The organism is Ectothiorhodospira marina, assembly GCF_900109495.1.
In the GTDB taxonomy this organism is placed as follows: Bacteria; Pseudomonadota; Gammaproteobacteria; order Ectothiorhodospirales; family Ectothiorhodospiraceae; genus Ectothiorhodospira; species Ectothiorhodospira marina.
In genome coordinates, this window is sequence record NZ_FOAA01000019.1 from 43,513 (window position 1) to 67,171 (window position 23,659).

The following is a 23,659-nucleotide window of genomic DNA, read 5'->3' on the forward strand; positions in this document are numbered from 1 at the left end:
ATGGGCGTCATGTCATTCCTGACGGGATTGACCTTCCCCCGGGGGATTCATCCCCCGGAGCTGAAGGAAGACACCCAGCATCAGCCCATCCGGCGTCTGGCGTTTGCCCCTCGCATGGTGGTGCCGCTGCAGCAGCACTTTGGCCAGCCGGCCAAGGCGCTGGTCAGCCGCCACCAGGAGGTGCTGCGCGGTCAGCTGATTGCGGAGGCCGATGGTCATATGTCGGTGCCGTTGCACGCGCCGGTGACCGGCGTGGTGGAGGGGATCGAGCTGATGCCTTCCGCCCGCGGGCCCAAGGGTGAGGCCATCATCATCCGCACCGCCCCGGGCGACAGTCAGGCCGTGCGCTGTGCCAAGCCTCGGAATGATCTGATGCAGGCCTCGCGTCGCGAGATCATCCAGGCCATTCAGGATGCTGGCCTGGTGGGGCAGGGGGGGGCTGCATTCCCCACCCACGTGAAGCTGGCGGTGCCTCAGGGGCATGCGGTGGACACCCTGTTGGTCAATGGCTGCGAATGTGAGCCCTATCTGACCACTGATCACCGCATCATGCTGGAGTACACCGATGACGTGATCACCGGCGTGCGCCTGGCCATGCGGGCGGTGGGAGCCGAGCGAGCCATCATCGGTGTGGAGGACAACAAGCCCGATGCCGTCAAGCGCCTGCGCGAGCGGCTGGGCAAGGACGATGTCATCTCTGTGGGGGTGGTGAAATCCAAGTATCCCCAGGGTTCGGAAAAGATGCTCATCAAGGCCCTGCTGAACCGGGAGGTGCCTTCGGGTGGATTCCCCTATAACGTGGGTACGGTGGTGAACAACGTCGGCACCATGTCGCAGATCGGGCGATTGCTGCCGGCGGGAGAGGGGTTGATCGAACGTGTGATCACCGTGGCGGGGCCGGGTGTGCAGCGCCCGGGCAATTACCTGCTGCCGGTGGGCACGCCCATGCGTTACCTGCTGGAACAGGTGGGTTTCCAGGGGGAAGATGCCAGTCATCTCATTCTGGGCGGCCCCATGATGGGGAACACGGTGTCTTCGCTGGATGTGCCCATCACCAAAAGCGTCTCCGGCATGGTGGTGCTCCCCGAGGCAGATCCGGACTCCGAGGCGGCCCGGGTGCATCCCTGCATCCGTTGCGGTCGCTGTGTGGATGCCTGCCCCGTGGGGCTTAACCCCTCGGATCTCGGACGTCTGGCCGCCAAACGCCAGTATGAAACCATGCAGGAACGTCTTCACCTGAGTGATTGTTTCGAGTGTGGTTCCTGCGCTTACGTGTGCCCGTCCAATATCCCGTTGGTGCAGTACTTCCGCATCGCCAAGTCCCTCAATAGGGAGCGTATTTCGTGACACCGCTGCGTATTGAACTCAAGACCTCGCCGCACCTGAAACAGGCTGGCAGCGTTGAGCAGATCATGCGCAACGTGGTGCTGGCCCTGCTGCCCATCTGCGGGTTCTCGGTGTATCTGTTCGGCATCAGCGCCCTGGCGCTGATGATCACCACCACGGTCACCTGTGTGGCCACCGAGCAGTTGTTCAACAAGCTGTCCGGTCGTCCTGGCACCGTGTCCGATTACAGTGCGGTGATCACCGGTCTGCTGCTGGCCCTGACCTTGCCACCGTCATTTCCCTTGTGGATGGCGGCCTTGTCGGGCTTCATCGGGATTGGCCTGGGCAAGGCCATGTTTGGTGGGCTGGGCTTCAACCTGTTCAACCCGGCGCTGATCGGCCGGGCCTTTGCTCAGGGGGCGTTCCCGGTATCGGTGTCCACCTGGACGGTGCCGTTCCATCCGGATCGGTTCACCGAGTTCCTGCCCTCCACCTTGGCCATGCCGTTCACCACGCCGGCTTCGGTGGATGCCTTTACCACGGCCACGCCACTGGCACAGTGGAAATTTCAGGGCATCCACACGGATAGCTGGGACTTGCTCACGGGTATGGTGTCGGGGTCGGCAGGGGAGACCTCCGCCATCATCATCCTGCTCTGCGGGTTGTATCTCATTGCTCGGCGCATGATGAATTGGCGTATCCCGGCTGCGGTGCTGGGCGGTGCCTTCCTCACGGCGGCGGCGTTTTACGCCATCGATCCGGAGTTTTATCCCACGCCGTGGTTCGTGCTGCTGTCGGGCGGCCTCATGCTCGGGGCCTTCTTCATGGCCAGCGACATGGTGGCCTCGCCGGTCACCCGGTCCGGGATCTGGATCTACGGACTCCTGATCGGTTTTCTGGCCGTCATCATCCGCTTCTTCGGTGGTCTGCCGGAGGGCATCATGTACGCCATCCTGCTGGGGAATGCCGCCTCTCCCCTGATTGAGCGCATCACCCAGCCTCGACCCTACGGAACCCGCAAACGGAGGCAGTCATGAGCAGCTCGGCATCGGTACAGCCACAAAAACCGAAGCCCACCTCCAGCGTCAAGCTCATTACCACTCTGGGCTTGATTGCTCTGTTCTCCGGGCTGTTGGTCGTGAGCGTCTTTGAATTCACTAAACCGTATATTGCCGAGAACCAGCGCATTGCGCTTGAGCGTGCGGTACTCGAGGTGATCCCCGGCGCCGTGGAACGGCGAGATTTCATCCTCACTGACGAAGGTGTCTTCCCCAAGGATCAGGCCCCCGAATCGGGCAGCATCATTCATGCCGGCTTTGATGAGGCAGGCCGGTTTCAGGGCGTAGCCCTGGAGGCCTCCGGGCGCGGCTACGCGGATGTGATTCGGGTGCTTTACGGTTATGACCCGTCTTGCCAGTGCATCGTGGGCATGACCGTGCTCGAGAGCCGCGAAACCCCGGGCCTGGGCGACAAGATTGAAACAGACCCTTTGTTCGTGGCCAACTTCGAGCGCCTGGATGCCCGTCTGGCGGCCGATGGTTCCGGACTGGCCAACCGCATCCGCACAGTGGATCCGGGCGCCGCCGAACAGCCCTGGGAGATCGATGGCATCACCGGCGCGACCATCTCGGCGGAAGCCATCGGCAACATGCTCAACCGCAGCGCCGACTCGGTGTTGCCGGAACTCGCCCCGCACTGGGCGGCGTTCGAACAGAATAACTAGGAAGATCCCATGGCGGCCAAGACCGACAACAACCCCATTACCATGGATACCTTCCTCAGCGGTATCTGGAAGGAGAATCCGGTATTCGTCATGCTCCTGGGCATGTGCCCGGTGCTGGCGGTCACCAACTCCGTGGCCAATGCACTGGCGATGGGCCTGGCGACGACCTTTGTGTTGCTGTGCTCCAATGCCCTGATCTCGCTGCTGCGTCACCACATCCCCAAGGAAGTGCGTATCGCGGCCTACATCGTGATCATTGCCACCTTCGTGACGGTGGTGGATTACCTGATCCATGCCATCAGCCTGGAGGTGTATAACGCCCTGGGTGCCTTCATTCAGCTCATCGTGGTGAATTGCATGATCCTGGGTCGCGCCGAGGCCTTCGCCTCGCGTCATCGGCTCAGCAGTACCCTGATCAACGGGCTGGGCATGGGGGTCGGCTTCACCATTGCCCTGCTGTGTCTGGGCTCGGTGCGCGAACTGCTGGGTGCTGGCACCCTGCTCGGTTTCCCCATCTTCGGCGAGGCCTTCGAGCCCTGGGTGATCATGCTGCTCCCGCCGGGGGGGTTCTTCGTGCTGGGCGCCTGGTTGCTGCTGTTCGCCTGGGTCAAGGAAAGACAGATCAAACGTTCCGCCGCTGCCAGCGTCGGGGAGGCTGCCGTCAATGCACGCTGATTCGCTGGGCTTCATCTTTCTCAATGCGGCCATCATCAATAACTTCGTGCTGGCCCTGTTCCTGGGGATCTGCCCCCTGCTGGGCGTCTCCGGCAAGCTGAACACGGCCTTCTCCATGGGCGTGGCCACGGCCCTGGTGATGTTGATCAGTTCAATCTCCGCGTGGCTGATCAATGAGGTGATCACCCACTTCGATCTGGAGTTCCTGCGCCTGATCGCCTACATTGCGGTGATCGCCTCGGCGGTGCAGTTGGTGGAGATGACCATCAAGAAGTACAGCCCGCCGCTGTACCGGGCCCTGGGCATCTTCCTGCCCCTGATCACCACCAACTGCGCCATTCTCGGGGTGGCACTGTTCCAGACGAATTATGAGTACAGCTTCGTACAGTCGCTGTTCTACAGTCTGGGTGCCGGGGCCGGCTTCATCCTGGCCATCGTGCTGATGGCCGGTCTGCGGGAAAAGCTGGAACTGGCGGATGTCCCCTCCATCGCCCGCGGCGCTGCCATGAGCCTGATGCTGGCGGGGATCCTGTCGCTGGCCTTCATGGGCTTCGCAGGCCTGGGGGGCTGACCCGCCCCTCACCCCAACCCCTCTCCCCAGAGGGGAGAGGGGCTACAAACTCGCTTCCTGGGGGGGGGACTCCCTTCTCCCCTCTGGGGAGAAGGGCCGGGGATGAGGGGTGCCGGCGGGCAGGGTGCCTATTCCGCCCCTCACCCCAACCCCTCTCCCCAGAGGGGAGAGGGGCTACAAACTCGCTTCCTGGGGGGGGGCTCCCTTCTCCCCTCTGGGGAGAAGGGCCGGGGATGAGGGGTGCGGCGGGCAGGGTGTCCAGCTCATCCCACGACTCAATTTTCTCCCCAAAGGATAAAGGGAGGTCGACTTCAGGTGCCAACTCACATGATCCAGTATCTCCTTGCCTTCCTGATCATCTTCACGCTCTTCACGGGCTGGGTGCTGGTGCAGCATGCCGCCCGCCGCTTCGCCCAGCGCCACCCCGAATTCGGCCCCGCCAAGGAAGAAGGCGGCGGTTGCGCCACCGGCTGCGGCGGCTGCGCCTCGGCCCACTCCTGCGGCAAGCGAGACTGACAACAGAAAAGGGGACAGATTTATTTTCTCGGCCCTTCGGGGCGGGAAAATAAATCTGTCCCCTTTTCTGGTAACGTGAACCCAGGTTCACGACGAAAGGATGCCTTGAATGGGAACGCTGCTGATCATCAAGACCGGGACCAAGATCCCATCCCTTCAGGATCACCCGGGGGATTACGAGCACTGGATTGCCCAAGGGATGGGCTGGCCCATGGAGCAGGTGCATGTGGCCAACGTACAGGCCGGGGATCCCTTGCCCGACCCGTCCGGGTTGGCGGCAGCGATCATCACCGGCTCCGGCGCCATGGTGACCGAGCAGACTCCCTGGATGGTCCGCACCGCTCAGTGGCTCACCGTGGGGGTGGATCGGGGGCTACCGATCCTGGGCATCTGTTTCGGACACCAGTTACTGGCCTGGGCCCTGGGTGGGCATGTGGACTACAACCCCCGTGGCATCGAGGTGGGGACCACCACCGTGAACCTGACCGATGCCGCTGCCGAAGATGCCCTGTTCCAGGTGCTGCCAGAGCGGTTCCCGGCCCAGGTGAGTCATAGTCAGTCGGTGCTCACCCTGCCGGCGGGCGCGGCGCGCCTGGCCTGGAGTGACATGGATGAGCATCAGGGATTCCGCTTTGGCCAGCGGGCCTGGGGGTTGCAGTTCCATCCGGAGTTCGATGAACGGATCGTGCCCCATTACGTGGAGTACTACCGTGAACGGCTGACGGAGCAGGGACGGAGTGCGGATGAACTGCTCCCCCAGGTGCAGGCAGCGCCGGAGAGTGTGGGGGTGCTGGGGCAATTTGGGGCGTTGGTGCGGGGGTGAGGGGGCACAAAAAAGGGGTCTGTCCCCTTTTAACATGTCCCCTTTTGGGCTCACGCCCGCCCCAGTGCCTTGCGGTCTTCCTCCAGGCGCTTCACCGATACCTTCTCAACCGTGCGGATCTCCTGGGCGAACAGCGACAGGCGTAGCTCCTCGATGCGCCAGCGATAGCGTTGCAACTCCTGCTCCCTGTCGGGGTGTACGCCGGCCTTGAGGCGGGTCTTGCAATCGTCCCATAAGGGTTCGATGTCCACCCGGGCGCGGCGGTCCTTGTCCGGGGACTGATCCAGGCGCTCCAGGCGACGCTCGATGCCGGCCAGGTACTGAGGATAGCGAGCCAGCCACTCATGTGGTGTGTGCAGCACAAAGTGGGGATAGATCAGGTGATCCAGTTGATCCCGCACGTCGCCTGCCGCCTCGATCCAGGATAGGGGTAGGGCACCCTTCAAGCGTGAGCGGATGCCCTGGTACGCCTCCAGGATCGTGCCCAACTGTTCACACAGTTCGTTGCACTGCCCCACCAGTTCACTGCGCCCGGCCTCCAGGCGTGCTTCAAAGGTCTCGGCGTCACAGGGCCAGGGCTCGGCCATGAACACCCGCTCCACGGCGGCGAAGACCAGGTCATCCTTCAGGACCTCGCAGCGGTCCACCGCGTTGTACTGCAGGCACAGACGCTGGATGTTGGGCAAGTGGCGGTAGAGGTATTTCACCTGGTCCCGCACCCCCAGCATGAACAGCCGACGCAACCCGGCCCGATGCGTGGCCCGGGCCCGCACGGGGCTGTCGATGATCACCCGGGCAACGCTGTCGCCCCGATCCTCCAGGGCGGGGTAGCCCCTCAGTGTGGCCCCGTGCTGCTCGAACTCCACCCATTCCTCCAGGGGCCCGAAGTCCCACTGGGTGATCCCCTCGCGCTCGAAGCCCTCCGGGCGGTGCTCCTCGAAGCTCTCCTGGGCATGGCCGGAGAGTTCGGCCTTGAGGGCCTCCAGGTCGCGCCCGGCGACAAGCTCCTGTCCTTGGGCATCCACCACCCGGTAGCGCAGGATCAGATGGGGTTCGAGCCGCTCCGGATGCCATTCGTCCAGGGGGATGTCGGTGCCGGTGATCTCCCGCAGGGCGCGGCTGATGGCCGGGATCAGTGGCCCCTGAGGTTCGCCCATGCGCCCCAGGGCGGCCTTGGCGAACTCCGGGGCCGGCACGAAATGGCGCCTGAGGGCCTTGGGCAGGCTCTTGATCAGGGCAGTCACCTTCTCCTCCAGCAGGCCGGGGACCAGCCAGTCGCCCACGTCCGGGTCCAGGGCATTGAGGGCGGCCAGCGGCACGGTGAGGGTGACGCCGTCGGCCTCGTGGGCGGGATCGAAGTGATAGCTCAGGGGCAGACGCAGCCCGCCGGTGTGCAGCGAGTCGGGGAATTGTTGCGCATCCAGCCCCGGGGCATCGCGCTGCATCAGGATCTCCCGGTCCAGGTGCAGGATGGCCGGGTCTTCCCGCTCGGCCTGCTTGCGCCAGCGCTCGAAGGAGGCGGCATCGTGCACCCGGTCGGGGATGCGGCTGTCGTAGAAGTCGTACAGCACCTGCTCATCGGCCAGCAGATCCCGGCGCCGGCCTCGGGCCTCCAGGTCCTCGATCTCCCGGATCAGGTCCCGGTTATGGGTCAGGGCATCGGCGCGGCTGCGCAGGCGCCCGGCCACCAAGCCCTCGCGGATGAACACCCGGCGTGCGTCCTCCGGGGCCACGCGCCCATAGTTCACCTTGCGCTTGGGATTGATGATCAGGCCGTGCAGGGTGATGCGGTCGTAGCCGCCGACGGTGCCCCGCCGAGGCTCGAAGTGGGGATCGAAATAGTGATGTTTGAGCAGGTGGCCTGCCACCTGCTCCAGCCATTCCGGGCGGATGGCGGCGCATTCCCGTGCATACACCCGCGTGGTCTCGGCGATCTCCGCCGCCATCACCCAGCCTGGCGAGCCCTTGAACAGGCCCGACCCCGGATGGATGTGGAATCGCCGGTTGCGTGCGCCCAGGTAGTCCCCGCGCTCGGTCTTCACGCCGATCTGATTGACCAGGCCGGTGAGCAGGGCCCGGTGGATGGCGGCGGGATCGGCCGGTTCCTGATTCTCCTTGAGCCCCATCTCCGTCAGGTGCTGGCGTAACTGGCCGTGCAGGTCCTGCCATTCGCGCATGCGGATGAACGAGATGAATTCCTCCCGGCACCAGGCGCGCAGCTTGGACTGGGACAGATGCCTTGACTGCTCCCGCCAGGCCTTCCACAGATTCAGATAGCCCAGGAAATCCGAACCCGGTTCCCGGTGCCGGGCATGGGCCTCGTCGGCTGCCTGGCGTTTCTCAGCGGGGCGTTCCCGCGGATCCTGGATGGCCAGCATGGCGACGATCAGGTTCACCTCTGCCAGGGCTTGTTCACGGGCGCCCGCCAGCAGGATGGCGCCGAGCATGGGGTCCACCGGCAATCGGGCCAGTTGCCGACCCACTTCGGTGATTCGATGAGCGCCATCCACTGCCTGCAGGGTCTCCAGCAATTTGAAGCCATCGCGGATCAGGCGAGTGTCCGGGGGTTCCACGAAGGGGAACTGCTCCGGATCACCCAGGTTGAGATGGGCCATCTGCAGGATGACCGACGCCAGATTGGAGCGCAGGATCTCAGGATCGGTGTATTCCGGCCGCAGCCCGAAGTCCTCTTCGGAATACAGACGTACACAGATGCCCGGTCCGAGCCGGCCGCAGCGCCCCGCCCGCTGGTTGGCCGAGGCCTGGGAGATGGGCTCCAGGGACAATCGCTGCACCCGTGAGCGCCAGGCGTAGCGGGCCACCCGAGCCAGGCCTGAGTCGATCACGTAGCGGATCCCGGGCACGGTCAGCGCGGTCTCGGCCACGTTGGTGGCCAGCACCACGCGGCGGCCAGTATGGGGAGCGAATACCTTGTTCTGCTCTGCCGCCGAGAGCCGGGCGTACAGGGGCAGGATCTCCGTGTGTTTGGGGTGATGCTTGCGCAGGGCCTCGGCGGCCTCGCGGATCTCCCGTTCACCGGGCAGGAATACCAGGATGTCGCCACGCCCCTCCGCAGCCAGTTCATCCACGGCCTGCAGCAGGGCATCGTTCAGATCCCGGTCGGTCTCGGCATCCTCCTCGCCGGTGACCGGGCGATAGCGGGTCTCCACCGGGTAGGTGCGCCCCGGCACCGTATAGATCGGGGCGTCATTGAAATGCCCGGCGATCAGCTCCGGGGCCAGAGTGGCAGAGGTGACAATCACCTTGAGATCGGGCCGACGGGGCAGCAGGCGCTTGAGATAGCCCAGCAGGAAGTCGATGTTGAGGCTGCGTTCGTGGGCCTCATCGATGATCAGCGTGTCGTAGGCGGTCAGGTCCGGGTCCGAGCGCATTTCCGCCAGCAGGATGCCGTCGGTCATGAGCTTGATGTGGCTTTGCGGGCCCACGTGGTCGGAAAAGCGCACCTTGAAGCCCACCGTCTCGCCAACCCGGCCATGCAACTCCTCGGCAATGCGGTTGGCCACGGAGCGGGCAGCAATGCGTCGTGGCTGGGTATGGCCGATCAGGCCATCCACGCCCCGGCCCAGGGACAGACAGATCTTCGGGAGTTGCGTGGTCTTCCCGGAGCCGGTCTCGCCACAGATGACCACCACCTGATGCTTGTCGATGAGCCGAGCGATCTCGTCCCGATGCGCACTGACGGGCAGGTCTTCGGGGAAATCGGGTCTGGGCAGCGTGGCCAGGCGCTGCTCACGGGCCTGGGTGGAGGCCTCCATGCGCTGCTCAAGACGAGCCTGTAGCCGATCAGCCGGCTTGCCAGCGGCCAGGCGGCGACGCAGGCGATCCACATCCTTGGCCAGGGTAGGGCGGTCGGGAGCCAGGCAATGGGGCAGGCGGGATAGCAGGGTGTCGGGGGAGGGGGTGGACATGGCGCCTATTTTGCCTTGGGCCGGCCCTCACCCCAACCCCTCTCCCCGAGGGGGAGAGGGGCCAGGAGGGGCTTCAACCGGATCCGGGCTTTCTCATCATCATCGTCTGGATCTGATTGTCATGCAGACGATCGCGGATGCGATTCAGCTGATCCAGGTCGCTGAACGGGCCCACCTGTACCCGATGCCAGGTATCGTTGTTCACTTCCACCTGCCGAATGCTGGCTTCCACTCCCAGCATGGCCAGGCTGGCACGCATGCGGTCAGCGTCCTGGGAACCCCTGAACGAGCCCGCCTGCAGAATGTACTCGCCGGGCTCCTCTACCCGGGAGGGCGGTGGAGGTTCACCGCCCGGGGCCGACGGCGGATCCACGCGGGGCTCGGGAACCACCACTTCCAGTTCCGGGAGCAGGGTGTAGAACTCGAACCGATGCCGTGATTCCGTTTCCGGCCCCGCCGGTGGGGCCTGTTCCACGCGAGCCTGGGGTGATGGTTCCTGCACTGAGCCTTGAGTTTCCAGGTAGACCAGAAGGGCGGCAAACAGGCCGATGGCCAGGCCGGCCACACCCCAAACCCAACCGGGCAGGGGGGCCGTCTCCTGCGGTGGCGGCTTGCGTCGGCTGGCCTGGCGTCGGGTGTTGCGGGCCATTACATCTCCTCGGGTGCGGAAACGCCCAGCAGCTTGAGGCCATTGGCGAGCACGTGGCGCACGGCCAGGATCAGGTTCAGGCGGGCGTCTCTCAGGTCTGCATCGTCTACCAGGAACTGATGGGCGTTGTAGTAGGTGTGGAAGTCATTGGCCAGATCCCGCAGGTAGTTGGCCACTTGGTGGGGCTCCTCGGCCAGGGCGGCGGATTCCACCAGTTCCGGGTAATGGGCCAGGCTGCCGAGCAGGGCGGCCTCATGGTCTTCCGTGAGGCGCGCCAGATGGGACTGACCGTTGGCCAGGTCGTGGCTCAGCCCCTTGGCCTGCATCTGCCGCAGCACACTGCAGACTCGCGCATGGGCGTACTGGATGTAGTACACCGGGTTGTCTGCCGATTCGGACTTGGCCAGGTCCAGGTCGAAGTCCAGGTGCTGTTCACAGCGGCGCATCACGTAGAAGAAGCGGGCCGCGTCCTTGCCCACTTCGTCGCGCAGTTCGCGCAGGGTGACGAAACTGCCCGAGCGGGTGGACATTTGCACCCGCTCCCCACTGCGATAGAGGATGGCGAACTGCACCAGCAGCACGTCCAGGCGGGCATCGTCCTGGCCCAGGGCCTGAAGGGCAGCCTTCACCCGGGGCACGTAGCCATGATGGTCGGCCCCCCACACGTCGATCACCCGGTCATAACCGCGCTCGAACTTCTCCATGTGATAGGCGATATCCGAGGCAAAATAGGTGGTCTGACCATTGTCGCGCTGCACCACGCGATCCTTCTCGTCGCCGTATTCGGTGGAGCGGAACCATAGGGCACCGTCTTTTTCGTAGACCTGACCATGATTGCGCAAGGTGTCCAGGGCGCGGTTCACGGATCCCTTTTCAGTGAGCGAACGCTCCGAATACCAAGTGTCGTAGTGCACCCCGAACTCTCCCAGATCATCGCGTATGTCATCAAGGATGCTGTTCAGGCCCAATTCGAAGACGTAGCGGTACCGGTTCTCGCCCAGGGCTTCCTGGGCGCGGCGGATGATGGCATCGATGAAGATTTCCTTGTCGCCGCCGTCGGGCTCGTCGGCGGGCAGGCCACTCATCAGCGCCTCGGCGCTGATGGCGTAGTCCTTGCCGTGCTCCTGGAACAGGGTGTCGGCGATGTCGCGCACATAGTCGCCCTTGTAGCCGTTGGCCGGGAAGTGGAAGTCGACTCCACAGCGTTCCAGGTAACGCAGCCACACGCTGGAAGCCAGTATATCCATCTGCCGGCCGGCATCATTGACGTAGTATTCCCGGTGCACGTCAAAGCCAACGGTCTCCAGCAGATCCGCCACAGCGGCCCCGTAGGCGGCTCCGCGGCCATGGCCCACGTGCAGCGGTCCGGTGGGGTTGGCGGAGACGAATTCCACCTGCACGCGCTTGCCTTCCCCGAGATGGCTGCGACCGTAGTCTTCGCCGGATTCCAGCACCTGGGTGATCACCGCCAGCCGTGCGGCCTGGCTGATGAACAGGTTGATGAAGCCTGGCCCGGCAATCTCCACCTTTTCCACCAATGGCGATTCGGGTAGATGATCAATGAGGGTCTGGGCCACATCCCGGGGCCTGGAGCCCATGGGTTTGGCCAGTTGCATGGCCAGGTTGGTGGCAAAGTCACCATGGGCCTTGTCCCGGGTTCGGGTCAGCTGCACCTCCACATGATGCCCTTCATTGAGGGCGCCGCTTTGCTTGAGGGCTTGGAGGGACTGCTCGAGAAGGGCCTGGAGTTGCGGTTTCAAGGTTTTGGGTATCCGAGATTGGGGCGAAGGGCCTGATTTGCTGGCAAGATTTTACCGGGGATGGTGAGGTGGGTGAATACCTTGGGGCAAACCCGGGCGGTATTGCCCGCCGTACGGGTCGTTCGCGAACGACCGTACAGGGTCGGAGATGTAGGAGTTTACCGTGCCTCGCTGGGGTCGTTCGCGAACGACCCGTACGGGTTGGGGGTGTAGGGGTTTGCCGGGCCTTGCTGGGGTCGTTCGCGAACGACCCGTACGGGTTGGGGTGTAGGGGTTTGCCGGGCCTTGCTGGGGGCGTTCTCGAACGACCCGTACGGGTTGGGGTGTAGGGGTTTGCCGGGCCTTGCTGGGGTCGTTCGCGAACGACCCGTACGGGTTGGGGGTGTAGGGGTTTACCGTGCCTTGTAGGGGTCGTTCGCGAACGACCCGGGCAGGGCTTGGCGAAGCCTGAGGGATCGGGGCTCCCGTCACGTGAGATCCGCCGGGTCCACGTCGATGGACCAGCGCACCTGCCGGGCGCCGGGCAACCGGGCCAGCTCCGTCAGCCAGGGCCCCAGGGCGCGCTGCAGGTCCTGGCGTCGGGGCGCATGCAGCAGTAGATGCGCTCGATAACGCCCGGCACGTCGTTCCATGGGGGCGGGCGCCGGGCCCCAGGGATGAATCCCTGGCAGCGACAGCGTCTGCAGATGATCCCGCGCCTGCTCCAGAAAGGCCAGGGGTGTTTGTGCGTCCACGGCCTCGGCCCGCAGCAGGGCCAGGGAGGCATAAGGGGGTAGGGTGGCCTCGCGTCTTTCCGCCAGAGCGGTGCGTGCAAAGGCCCTGTAGCCACCGCCCAGCAGGCTGGACAGCAGCGGGTGATCCGGTTGGTGGGTCTGGATCAGCACCTCGCCGGCCCGCAGGGCCCGCCCCGACCTCCCCGCCACCTGGATGATCGTCTGCGCCAGACGCTCCACCGCCCGAAAATCCACGCTGAACAATCCCTGATCCGCATCCAGGATGGCCGCCAGGGTCACATTGGGGAAATCATGCCCCTTGGCCAGCATCTGCGTGCCCACCAGAATGCGATAACGCCCCTCGCGCACCCCCGCCAGGGCGGATTCCAGCGATCCCTTGCGGCGGGTGCTGTCCCTGTCGATGCGAATGGCCGGATATTGGGGGAAATGCTTGTGCAGGGCCTGTTCGATGCGCTCCGTGCCCTGGCCCCGGGGCGCCAGCGGGCTGCCGCAGGAGGGGCAGCGGGCCGGCAGTCCGGTTTCGTGGCCACAATGGTGACAGCGCAGCAGTCGGGCGCAGGCATGCCAGGTCATGCGGGCGTCACAGCGGTGACAGTCAGCCACCCAGCCGCAATCATGGCAGATCAGGGCTGGGGAAAAGCCGCGCCGGTTGAGGAACAGCAGCACCTGACCATCCGCATCCAGATGGCGTTGCATGGCATCCAGCAGTGCTGTGGACAGCCCCTCGTCCATGAACTGTTGCCGCACGTCCAGCACCTTGAGACGGGGCGCCACCGCCCCACCGGCCCGGGCGGGAAGTTCGATCCTGCGGTACTGACCACGCTCCACGTTGCCCAGGCTCTCCAGCGAAGGGGTGGCCGAGCCCAGCACCACCGGCACGGCTTCCCTGTGCCCGCGCATCACGGCCAGATCCCGAGCGTGATAGCGAAAGCCCTCTTGCTGCTTGAGGGATGCGTCATGTTCCTCGTCCACGATGATCAGTCCCGGGCGGGCCCAGGGTGCGAAGACCGCCGAGCGGGTGCCAATGATCACCCCGGCCTCGCCGGACCGGGCAGAGAGCCAGGCACAGTGACGTTCACCGTCACTGAGGCTGGAATGCAGCACGGCGATGGGGGTGGCCAGGCGTTGGCGAAAGCGTTCCAGCAACTGAGGGGTGAGGGCGATCTCGGGCACCAGGACCAGGCTCTGCAGGCCGCGTTCCAGCACTTGTTCAATGGCGTGCAGATACACCTCGGTCTTGCCGCTGCCGGTCACGCCTTCCAGCAGATGACACGTAAAGCCCCCAAGGCTTTCCGTGATACTCGAGATAGCGGCCTGCTGGGCCGCATTGAGTGCCGGTGCGTCCGGGCGTTCATCCCGGGGCGGTTCCAGACAGGGCCGGTGATGTCGCTCCACCAGTCCCTTGTCGATCAGGGCCCTGAGGGCCGCGCGCGGATCGGTGTCCTGACCTTCGCGCAATTGCTCCAGGGTGATTCCTTCAGGGTTTGCCTGAAGGCGACGCAGCACCGATGCCTGGCGGGGGGCGCGGGTGAGGCCGTCGGGGGCGATGGTCCGGCCGGACTCAGTGACATGGTAGCGTTCGATGCCTCGGGCGATGGCCAGCTTGCCCTGGCGCAGGGTCTGGGGCAGGGCGGCACTGATCACTTCGCCGAGGGGGTGGTGATAATAGTCGGCGGCCCAGCGCAGCAGGTTCAGCAGCGGGGCGTCCAGCAGCGGTGTCTCGTCGAGCACGGCCTCGATGCGTTTGAGCCGGGCATTCGGCAGTGCCGAGCCCTGCCCATGCCCTACCACCAACCCCACGATCCGGCGACGTCCGAAGGGCACCCGCACCCGCGCGCCCACCGGGGGGAGCGGGCCCTGGGCAGGGGGCAGGTAGTCGAAATGACCGTGCAGCGGCGTGGGCACGGCAACCTGAACGATGGTGGGGGGGGATGAACTCGGCATGCACCTGATGACTCAAGGCCGGGGACTGGCACCCTGAATCTCATGCATCACGGTAGTGAGGCATTTCGACGATGAAAGAGGGTGACTTACCAAGCCCCTCTACCCTGCGGGGAAGGGGGTTGGGGTGAAGGGCCGGCACCGTGCCTGCCTTGCCCCCTCATCCCGGCCCTTCTCCCCCTCGGGGGAGAAGGGAGTGTTTGTGGCTGAACCTTGCCTCGTTCACGTTAACTCTCCTTGCGCCCAAAAAAAAGCCCGGGCACAAGGCCCGGGCTCTTCAAGCTGGCAACCCTCGAGAGGGTTAGCCCATTTCCTTGATGCTGGAGATGAGCTGACCGGCTACCTTCTGGCCGTCGCCGTACAGCATGCGCGTGTTGTCGGCGTAGAACAGATGGTTCTCCACGCCGGAGAAACCCGCCCCCTTGCCGCGCTTGATGACGATGACGTTCTTCGCTTCGTCGGCATTGAGGATGGGCATGCCGTAGATCGGGCTCTCCGGGTTGGAGCGGGCGACGGGGTTGACCACGTCGTTGGCACCGATCACCACGGCCACATCGGCCGTCTTGAACTCGTTATTGATCTCATCCAGATCATAGATGACGTCGTAAGGCACGCCGGCCTCGGCCAGCAGCACGTTCATGTGACCGGGCATGCGACCCGCCACCGGGTGGATGGCGAACTTCACCTGCACGTCACGCTCCTGCAACAGCTGGGTGAGTTCCCAGATCTTGTGTTGTGCCTGGGCCACGGCCATGCCGTAACCGGGAACGATGATCACCTTATTGGCAAAAGCCATCATCACGCCAGCGTCGGAGGCCTCGATCTCCTTCATGCTGCCGCTGACCTCTTCCTGGTCGCCGCTGGGGGTCTCGCCAAAGGAGGAGAACAGCACGTTGGTCAAAGGCCGGTTCATGGCCTTGGCCATCAGCTGGGTGAGCAGCGTGCCGGCGGCACCCACCACGATACCGGCGATCATCAGTGCGGCATTGTCCAGCACCAGGCCCTTGAGGCCTACCGCCAGGCCGGTGAGGGCGTTGTACAGGGAGATGACCACCGGCATGTCGGCGCCGCCGATGGGGATGGTCATCAGCACACCGAAGGCCAGGGCCAGCAGCACGAACAGGAACAGCAGAGTGCCGTTCACTTCGGCCCCACTGAAGGCGATGATGATGCCCAGCAGCACGGTGGCACCCAGTACGCCCAGGTTGATCTTCTGCTGCATGTCAAAGCGCAGCGACTTCTTGATCAGGCCTTGCAGCTTGCCGAAGGCGATCAGAGAGCCGGAGAAGGCCACGGAGCCGATGATCACACCGGCCACGGCAATGAACTGGATCGTCCAGCTCATGCTGTAAGAGCCCATCAGGGCCACGATGCCGATACCGGCCGCGGCCCCGCCGCCCATGCCGTTATACAGGGCGATCATCTGCGGCATGTCGGTCATGGGCACGCGCTTGCCCGTGTACCAGGCCAGGCCGCCGCCGATGCCGATACCGGCGATGATCAGCAGATAGTTGACGAAGCCGATCACCTGAGGGTGCAGGAAGGTCACGACGGTGGCGATGACCATGCCCCAGCCGGCCCAGATGATGCCGCGTCGGGCGGTCACCGGCGAAGCCATCTGCTTCAGGCCGATGATGAACAGGATGGCCGCCGCAAAGTAGGCGAGATTGACGATGAAGCTCATTTACTTGGCCCCCTTGCTGGACTTGAACATCTCAAGCATGCGCTCGGTCACCACGTACCCGCCCACGGCGTTGCCAGCGGCCAGGATCACGGCCACGAAGCCCACCAGTTGCTGCAGGCCGGTCTCTGACTGGCCCAGGGCCACCATGGTGCCCACGAGCACGATGCCGTGGATGAAGTTGGAGCCGGACATCAATGGTGTGTGCAGGATCACCGGCACCTTGGAAATGACCTCGTAGCCGGTGAAGGCGGCGAGCATGAAGATATAGAGTGCGACGAAACCCTCGATCATGATTGACCTCCTTCTACAAGGCTGCGGGTCGCTTCGTGCTTGATCTCACCCTCGTGGGTGAGACAGCTCTTGGCAATGATCTCATCTTCCCAGTCCAGCTCCAGCTTGCCCTCGGGCAGCATGGGGGTGAGGAAGTTGAGCAGGTTCTTGGCATACATCTCGCTGGCGTGCAGCGGCACCTGGCTGGCCACATTGAGCGGCCCATGGATGGTGACACCGCCCTTGGTGATGGTCTTGCCGGGCTTGGTGAGTTCGCAGTTGCCACCGCCCTCGGCGGCCAGGTCGATGATCACCGCGCCGGACTTCATGCCGTTCACCATCTTCTGCGGGATGAGCATGGGGGAGGGCTTGCCGGGGATGGCGGCAGTGGTGATCAGCACGTCGGCCTGACCGATGAACTTGGCCAGGGCCTCCTGCTGCTGCTCCTTTTCCTCATCGGTGAGTTCGCGGGCATAGCCGCCTTCACCTTCGGCCTTCACGCCCAGGTCCAGGAACTTGGCGCCCAGGGATTCCACCTGCTCCTTGGTGGCCGAGCGCACATCATAGGCCTCCACCATGGCGCCCAGACGGCGTGCGGTGGCGATGGCCTGCAGGCCGGCCACGCCGGCGCCGATGACCACGACCTTGGCCGGGCGGATGGTGCCGGCTGCCGTGGTCAGCATGGGGAAAAAGCGGCAGGACAGATCCGCCCCCATGATCGCGGCCTTGTAGCCGCCCACGGCGGCCTGGGAAGACAGTGCGTCCATGCTCTGGGCACGCGAGATACGCGGAATCAGTTCCATGGCAAAGCTGGAGATCTTCTTCTCCTGCATGGCTTTGACCACTTCCGGGTTCTTGTGGGCATGGAAGAAGCCGGCGATCATGGCGCCGTCCTTCATCATTTCCACTTCTTCCTTACTGGGTGGTGCCACTTTCACGACGATATCCGCTTCGCCCAGCAGGGCCTTGGCATCGTTCACCACGCGGGCATCCGCGTAGGCCTCGTCGGGGAACTGAGCCTCGGCACCCGCCCCCTTCTGAATCATGACCTCGAGACCCATCTTGGCGAATCGGGCGGCCACCGAGGGGTCCAGGGCAACTCGCCGCTCACCGCGGTCGGTCTCTTTGGGTATTGCAAGTTTGATCGGCATGGCTTAACTCCGTCTGCCCGTGCAGGGATAATGGCCGGCGGTCGACCGATCCTGGCGTTATAGGACTGCAACGGTTCTGGGGTGAATATTGACCATTCGGGGGGCCGTCAGGCCCAGCTTTACTGAATTTTTCCGGGATGTGCCCAAAAACAGGGCATGGTAGCGGAATTTTGCCGACCTTTGAACATCAAAGCTCTGTCCGGGGCGCGTTTCGAGGCGGTGTAGCGGCTTGATAATTGCTTTCTGGGCGGGATTGGGGCAGAGTCATGACGTGCCGGTATAACCTCCGGGGGGCGCAGGGGTGTACGAGTTCACTCAGCAGGTGCTTCGCACTGATGCTTCAGGCATGCCGATGGAGTGGGTCGACTATCAGCAGGCCGTGCGGCTTTATCACGCTCAACAGGTGGCGTTTACCTGCGGCGCGGTGCTTTACCGTATTCACGGGGGTGTCAATGCACGCTCCGGGCGCCGCAGCGTGGTGGAGGTGAACTCCATCATCGCCACCTACGGCACCAACAGGGCAGTACGTGAGCGCTACGTGCCACCGCTCAACAACTCGGCCCTGTTCAAGCGCGACGCTCACCTGTGCCTGTACTGCGGCCATCCCTTCCCGTACCGGGATCTGTCGCGGGATCACGTCACCCCCATCAGTCAGGGGGGGCAGGATCACTGGAGTAACGTGGTGACGGCCTGCAAGCGTTGCAACAATCACAAGGCGGGTCGCACACCGGAACAGGCCGTCATGCAGTTGCTGGCCGTGCCCTTCGTGCCCACCCATGCCGAATACATCTACCTGCAGGGACGGCGGGTGCTGGCGGATCAGATGGAATTCCTGCAGGCGCATTTTCCGCGGACCAGTCCGCTACGCCTCAGGGCCTTACAGTAGTGCAGTCACGCCGGGTCGCTTCCCGGGGCGGAATGCGACAAAACCGAAACCAAGTCAAAGCATGGCGCCTGAACTCTGGTGAATCGACGCGTGTCGGTTTACAGTCTCGCCTTGTGTTCTGGGGGATGAGTCCATATGGCTCTTGAGTTGTACAGAGAAGCGGTCGATCTTGATGCCCCGGTAACGCGTCGCAAGGACGAGTCGGCGGAAACCTCAGCGGATCGTTCGCCCTCGGGGCTGTCTTCAAACCAAAAAGCAGAACGTACCATGACCTATATTGGCGAGCCGGACTATCGTCATGGGAGCCCCCAGAGTCTGGGAATCCTGATCACCAACCTGGGGACTCCGGATGCCCCCACGCCGGCGGCACTCAAGCGCTATCTCAAGGAGTTCCTCTGGGATCCGCGGGTGGTGGAGGCGCCGCGCCCCCTGTGGTGGTTGCTGCTCAATGGCCTCATCCTCAACACGCGCCCTCGCAAGAGCGCCGCGAAATATGCCCAGATCTGGGGCGAAGACGGCTCGCCGCTGCTGACTACCACGCGTGCGCAGGGCGCCGCCGTGGCAGAACGCATGGCGGAGCGCCTTCCCGGTCCGGTGAAGGTGGCTGTGGCCATGCGCTACGGCAATCCCTCCATCCGCGCCGGTCTGGAAGAATTGCGCCGCGCCGGTGCCCGGCGCATCCTCGTGTTGCCGCTTTACCCGCAATATGCCGCATCCACCACCGGTTCCACCTTCGATGCGGTCACCCACGAGGTGAGTCGCTGGCGCTGGGTGCCCGAACTCCGTTTCATCATGGGGTATCACAGTGATCCCGCTTATGTTCAGGCGGTCGCGGACAGTATCCGCGAGCACTGGCAGGCCAACGGCCAGGGCGAGCGCCTGTTGTTCTCCTTCCACGGCATTCCCCGGGACTACCTGGACCAGGGAGACCCCTATCACTGCTACTGTCAGACCACGGCACGCCTGGTGGCAGAAAATCTGGGGCTGCCCGAGCACCAGTGGCAGGTGGCCTTCCAGTCTCGCTTTGGCCGCCAGCAGTGGCTGACGCCCTACACCTCGGAGACCATCACCGGTCTGCCGGAGCAGGGCGTGAAATCCCTGGATGTGGTCTGTCCCGGGTTCTCGGCCGACTGCCTGGAAACCCTGGAGGAGATCGCCGATGAAAGCCGCGAGGCCTTCCTGGAAGCTGGCGGCGAACGCTTCAGCTACATTCCCTCCCTGAATACACGGCGCGACCATACCGACGCACTGGCCGACCTGATCCTGCGTCATATTCAAGGCTGGCCGGAGGCGGATACAGGTTATGACTACGAAGCCAGGCGGGAACTTGGGGAACAGGCACGGGAGCGGGCCCTGGCCATGGGCGCGAAGAACTGAAGTGGGGGATGGCGTGCATATCACCGCCCTGATCATCGGTGACGAGTTGCTGTCCGGTAAGCGTCGTGACAAGCACATGGAGTTCCTGATCCAGGCCTTGAGCCAGCGGGGCCTGGAGCTGTCCTCTGCGCGCTTTGTAGGTGATGATGCCGATTTGCTGACCGAGCATCTCCGCCAGACCCTGGCCAGCGGTGCCGTGGTCTTCAGTTTTGGTGGCATCGGGGCCACGCCTGACGACCGTACCCGGCAGTGCTTTGCGCGGGCCGCCAACGTGGATCTCACCCTGCATTCAGAGGCAGTGGCCATTCTGGAGGAGCGTTTCGGGGAGTCGGCCTATCCGCATCGCATCCGCATGGCGGAGCTGCCTGCGGGGGCCTCGTTGATTCCGAACCCGGTGAACCGCATTCCGGGTTTCAGCATGCAGCATCATCACTGTGTGCCGGGCTTTCCCAACATGGCCTGGCCCATGGTGGAATGGGTGCTGGATACTCATTACACCCATCTGTTCGGCAAGGTGCCGGTGATCGAGCGACTGGTGCTGGTGAGTGGTACGCCGGAATCGGACCTGGTGCCGATCATGGAGGCGGTCATGGAGCGTTTCCCCGGGATTCGCCTGTCCAGCCTGCCATCCACCCAGGCGGGCTGTCGTGAGGTGGAGTTGGGCATCAAGGGCCCGGCGGATGATGTCATGGAGGCCGCTCAGATGCTCCTGGCGGCGCTGGATGCACAGGGGGTTCGCTGGCAGGAGCAGCCCCAGGTGAGTGCGGTGACCAAGCCCTAGTACTACAGCCGTAACTGCAGAGGTGGTCAGTCATTAATCGAAAGCCAGGCTAGCTGCTGCCGACAGTGGCACTGCCAAGCCCGGTATTGATGTCGTCGTCGCCAATCTGACCAATGAAGTACGTGCGACAACGTGTGCTGCCCATGCCAAATCCATTTCCCTATAAGCCGTTTGAGTTCGGGGAGTGTCCATTGAATTCTGTCGGTCGGGTTTTTTTTTGCTGCTGGGTCGCCTGCCGAATCGCCACGAGCAGAGAATGCGCCAGCAGTGACAAGGTGATATGACGATACCAGCTCCCCCAGCGTCTCACCTCGTACTCATCCAAGCCGCACTCGCTCTTGGCCGTCTGAAAACCCTGCTCGATTTTCCAGCGCTGACCTGCAACCCGAACCAGTGTCTCGATAGAGACCCAATCTTTAGGAGCGTGGACCAAGTAATAGGCCAGTTCATCTGGTTTCGAGAGGCTTCGCCGGATCAGAAGATAGTGACCCCAGCGGCGTGCTTCTTCCGTAGGCTGCAGTCTTGCCAGGGGCGTCAGTGCCCAGTCATACAGGCGCTCCCCCTTGCTGCCCGAACCAGCTGACAACGTCTGCCATTGATCCTCCGGAAGTGCCGCTGCGATCTCATCAGCTCGCGTGTAATCGAAGCTCTTCCACCATAAAGGTTCATTGCAAGCTACTTCTAAAACAAAGGGTTGCGAACGATCTTCCAGCCACAGACGTAGACTGCGGTTGCCACCATAGACGCTATCACCCGTCACCCAGGAAGCCGGTACCCCCTGGTCCAGCACACGCTCCAGCATCCTGCGAGCAAGCTCCGGCTTGCTGGCAAAGTCGACATCATCGGGGATCCCAGCGCGCCGACAACGTTCTCGGTCCTGTGTCCAGGACTTGGGCAAGTAGAGGGCGCGATCCAGGAACGCATGCCCTGCCGGACTGGCGTAGAGAAGAAAGACCCCGATCTGACTGTTCTCGATCCGACCAGCGGTGCCACTATACTGACGTTGCACACCAGCAGAATGCTGCCCTTTCTTGATGAAGCCGGTCTCGTCCAGGACCAGAACACCCTCAGGGGAGCCCAGTGTATCGATGACCCACTGGCGGAGGACATCACGCGCCGCATCCGCATCCCAGCGGGCACGATCCAACAGGTACTGCACCCCATCCGGGGATTTATCTCCGAGCCATTCGGCCAGGTGCCAGCCATTCTTTCGTTCGCATTGACTGAGCAGGCCCTGAACATAACATAGTGCACGATCACGCGTTTCCGAGCGGGGGAAGAGCGGACCTAAACGTTTCGCTAGGCTGTCGAACAATGCTGAGACAGAAAGATCCTGTGTTTGCATTCTTCACCTTGTGATCGCTGGGAAATCAATCACATACAGTGTAGCTTATTCACTTACGGCTGTAGTACTAGGCCCAGACCTTGGGCATCGGGCCACGGACGAGGCGTCATCAAAAAAGCGGCCCTTGGAGGCCGCTTTTTTGATGACGGAAATGGATCTGACGGGCTGTGCTCCTCCCAAGACGGCGGGAGAGGCACAGCCCGTTGCCTTAGCGGCCCAGGCTGATCCGGTGCATGACCCAGTCGCCGCGACGCTTGTGACGCAGGCCGGCACCGATATGCAGCACCAGCACGGCGATGATGCACAGTCCCAGAATCATGTGAGCCTGGAAGAGCTGTTCCGCCAGGGCCGGGTTCTCGGCGATCATGGCTGGCAGTTCCCAGGTGAAGAAGTTGACCGGGAAGCCGGCAGCCGCTGTGGCCAGGCTGCCCACGATGGGAATGGCGATCACCATCACGTACAGCAGGAAGTGCACCAGCCGGCTCATGAACCGCTGGAATCCGGACAGCTCCACCGCGTAGGGCGGTGTGCCCTGGAGCAACCGCACCACCAGGCGCAGCACCATGAGACCCAGGATGGTGATGCCCAGCGTCTTGTGAGCCATATAGGCTATATTGGCGATATCCGTGCCCACGAGCTCCACAATGCGCTCATGGCCCAGGGTGCCCAGGGTGAACCCGCCGATCAGCGAGAAGGCCAGCAGGACGGCAATCAGCCAGTGCAATACGCGCAGGGGAAAGGAATGGCGCGGCAGCCCGGAGGCTACGCCAACACTCGGATAGTCTGTACTCATGGTCGCTCCCTTATTGGTTTGTGATGGGGCCGGCTTCGAGCGCGGTTTGCGTTGACCGACCCATTGGTTAACCCGCACACAGTTTAAGCCCTATTTCGGTCTTAATATAAGCCGCAGGGCTGTCATCGGACCTGTTCGGGTGCGTTGTTCATGTGATGTTTTCGCACCCCGTCCCTCCCCAGCTTGGCCGTACTCGCCGTTCGCCGTGCTGATCTGTGTCAGTGTGTTGGGCTGGTGAGGCGCAATCGGACGCACTCCCCACGCAATCCCACGGTGTTCATCAGGTGGAACCTGGCGCTCATCTGGATCATAGTATGCCAATAGGATCTGGTTAACCCCGGCGCGTCACGGTCGGGGCTGTTCGCAAACGACCTGTACAACTCACGTCAGCTGCATGTTTGGGTTGGCTCGTACTGGTTTGCCAAGAGGAGTCGGGCTATGTGGTGGTTCGTGATCGGATACGTCATCGGGCACATCGGCTTCATGCTGGGCTCCATGCCCATCCTGGCGGTGGGCGGTGCCCTGTTTCTATACGGAGCCTATGTGGTGGTGTACGGGAAGCCTCGGGAGGAGTGAGGAGGGGGCTTAAGCAGTTCGCTTGAAATCTATTCATAACTTATCGATACTTTCCAATATGAAAAGATTGGCAAGCATCGGTGAGGCCGCCAAGGCGCTGGGCGTGTCCATTACGACACTGCGCCGCTGGGAAGCATCGGGCAGGTTGG

General features: G+C 63.4%; 21 protein-coding genes. 12 read left to right on the forward strand and 9 right to left on the reverse strand.

Features of this window, described 5'->3' with window-relative positions; all coding sequences use genetic code 11:
- From rsxC to BMY52_RS13560, 7 genes are all read left to right on the forward strand, one after another.
- Positions 1–1,347 carry an electron transport complex subunit RsxC gene (gene rsxC, locus BMY52_RS13530; protein WP_090255285.1) on the forward strand — a complete coding sequence of 449 codons (1,347 nt, stop codon included), beginning with the start codon at positions 1–3 and terminating at the stop codon, positions 1,345–1,347.
- Positions 1,344–2,363, forward strand: coding sequence for an RnfABCDGE type electron transport complex subunit D (locus BMY52_RS13535; protein WP_090255287.1), 1,020 nt, complete (start codon positions 1,344–1,346; stop codon positions 2,361–2,363). The genes rsxC and BMY52_RS13535 overlap by 4 nt, the downstream gene beginning before the upstream one ends.
- Positions 2,360–3,049 (forward strand): RnfABCDGE type electron transport complex subunit G, encoded by a 690-nt coding sequence (locus BMY52_RS13540; protein ID WP_090255289.1) that lies wholly within the window; start codon positions 2,360–2,362, stop codon positions 3,047–3,049. The genes BMY52_RS13535 and BMY52_RS13540 overlap by 4 nt, the downstream gene beginning before the upstream one ends.
- Positions 3,050–3,058: 9 nt before the next feature.
- Positions 3,059–3,724 (forward strand): electron transport complex subunit RsxE, encoded by a 666-nt coding sequence (gene rsxE / locus BMY52_RS13545; protein ID WP_090255291.1) that lies wholly within the window; start codon positions 3,059–3,061, stop codon positions 3,722–3,724.
- Positions 3,714–4,295, forward strand: a complete 582-nt coding sequence (locus BMY52_RS13550) for an electron transport complex protein RnfA (protein ID WP_090255292.1) — start codon at positions 3,714–3,716, stop codon at positions 4,293–4,295. The genes rsxE and BMY52_RS13550 overlap by 11 nt, the downstream gene beginning before the upstream one ends.
- 327 nt (positions 4,296–4,622) lie before the next feature.
- A complete protein-coding gene (locus tag BMY52_RS13555) occupies positions 4,623–4,811 on the forward strand; it encodes a hypothetical protein (protein WP_090255294.1) in 189 nt (62 codons plus the stop codon).
- A gap of 109 nt (positions 4,812–4,920) precedes the next feature.
- A complete protein-coding gene (locus BMY52_RS13560; RefSeq protein ID WP_090255296.1) occupies positions 4,921–5,634 on the forward strand; it encodes a glutamine amidotransferase in 714 nt (237 codons plus the stop codon).
- 50 nt (positions 5,635–5,684) lie between these two features.
- Here BMY52_RS13560 and hrpA read toward each other — a convergent pair whose 3' ends face one another.
- From hrpA to BMY52_RS13595, 7 genes are all read right to left on the reverse strand, one after another.
- A complete protein-coding gene (gene hrpA, locus BMY52_RS13565; RefSeq protein WP_090255298.1) occupies positions 5,685–9,563 on the reverse strand; it encodes an ATP-dependent RNA helicase HrpA in 3,879 nt (1,292 codons plus the stop codon).
- Between the two features lie 73 nt (positions 9,564–9,636).
- Positions 9,637–10,212, reverse strand: a complete 576-nt coding sequence (locus BMY52_RS13570; protein ID WP_090255300.1) for an SPOR domain-containing protein — start codon at positions 10,210–10,212, stop codon at positions 9,637–9,639.
- Positions 10,212–11,972 (reverse strand): arginine--tRNA ligase, encoded by a 1,761-nt coding sequence (gene argS / locus BMY52_RS13575; RefSeq protein WP_090255303.1) that lies wholly within the window; start codon positions 11,970–11,972, stop codon positions 10,212–10,214. Before argS ends, BMY52_RS13570 begins: the two co-directional genes overlap by 1 nt.
- Positions 11,973–12,439: 467 nt before the next feature.
- On the reverse strand, positions 12,440–14,650 hold the full coding sequence (locus tag BMY52_RS13580) for a primosomal protein N' (RefSeq protein WP_090255305.1): 2,211 nt from the start codon (positions 14,648–14,650) through the stop codon (positions 12,440–12,442).
- Positions 14,651–14,948: 298 nt separating this feature from the next.
- Complete coding sequence (locus BMY52_RS13585) at positions 14,949–16,331, reverse strand: NAD(P)(+) transhydrogenase (Re/Si-specific) subunit beta (RefSeq protein ID WP_090255307.1); 1,383 nt, start codon at positions 16,329–16,331, stop codon at positions 14,949–14,951.
- Complete coding sequence (locus BMY52_RS13590; protein ID WP_177169978.1) at positions 16,332–16,625, reverse strand: NAD(P) transhydrogenase subunit alpha part 2; 294 nt, start codon at positions 16,623–16,625, stop codon at positions 16,332–16,334. It lies immediately after the preceding gene.
- Positions 16,619–17,752: a Re/Si-specific NAD(P)(+) transhydrogenase subunit alpha gene (locus tag BMY52_RS13595; protein WP_090255311.1), complete on the reverse strand. Its 1,134-nt coding sequence runs from the start codon at positions 17,750–17,752 to the stop codon at positions 16,619–16,621. The genes BMY52_RS13590 and BMY52_RS13595 overlap by 7 nt, the downstream gene beginning before the upstream one ends.
- 346 nt (positions 17,753–18,098) lie before the next feature.
- On the opposite strand from BMY52_RS13595, the gene BMY52_RS13600 reads away from it, so the two are divergent.
- The 3 genes from BMY52_RS13600 to BMY52_RS13610 all read left to right on the forward strand — a co-directional run bounded on the left by BMY52_RS13600 (position 18,099) and on the right by BMY52_RS13610 (position 20,796).
- Complete coding sequence (locus BMY52_RS13600) at positions 18,099–18,638, forward strand: HNH endonuclease (RefSeq protein ID WP_090255326.1); 540 nt, start codon at positions 18,099–18,101, stop codon at positions 18,636–18,638.
- A 267-nt stretch (positions 18,639–18,905) separates the two neighbouring features.
- On the forward strand, positions 18,906–20,015 hold the full coding sequence (gene hemH / locus BMY52_RS13605; protein WP_090255328.1) for a ferrochelatase: 1,110 nt from the start codon (positions 18,906–18,908) through the stop codon (positions 20,013–20,015).
- A gap of 13 nt (positions 20,016–20,028) precedes the next feature.
- Complete coding sequence (locus BMY52_RS13610) at positions 20,029–20,796, forward strand: competence/damage-inducible protein A (protein ID WP_090255330.1); 768 nt, start codon at positions 20,029–20,031, stop codon at positions 20,794–20,796.
- Positions 20,797–20,956: 160 nt separating this feature from the next.
- Here the strand turns inward: BMY52_RS13610 and BMY52_RS13615 are convergent, their stop codons facing one another.
- Both BMY52_RS13615 and BMY52_RS13620 read right to left on the reverse strand, forming a co-directional pair.
- Positions 20,957–22,141 carry an IS701 family transposase gene (locus tag BMY52_RS13615; protein WP_090255313.1) on the reverse strand — a complete coding sequence of 395 codons (1,185 nt, stop codon included), beginning with the start codon at positions 22,139–22,141 and terminating at the stop codon, positions 20,957–20,959.
- 208 nt (positions 22,142–22,349) lie between these two features.
- Complete coding sequence (locus BMY52_RS13620; protein WP_090255314.1) at positions 22,350–22,934, reverse strand: cytochrome b; 585 nt, start codon at positions 22,932–22,934, stop codon at positions 22,350–22,352.
- 438 nt (positions 22,935–23,372) lie between these two features.
- Here BMY52_RS13620 and BMY52_RS15460 point away from each other — a divergent pair, with 438 nt between their 5' ends.
- Positions 23,373–23,510, forward strand: coding sequence for a hypothetical protein (locus BMY52_RS15460; RefSeq protein ID WP_177169977.1), 138 nt, complete (start codon positions 23,373–23,375; stop codon positions 23,508–23,510).
- A 58-nt stretch (positions 23,511–23,568) separates the two neighbouring features.
- A partial coding sequence (locus BMY52_RS13625; RefSeq protein ID WP_143050486.1) for a MerR family DNA-binding transcriptional regulator occupies positions 23,569–23,659 on the forward strand: 91 nt, incomplete at its 3' end.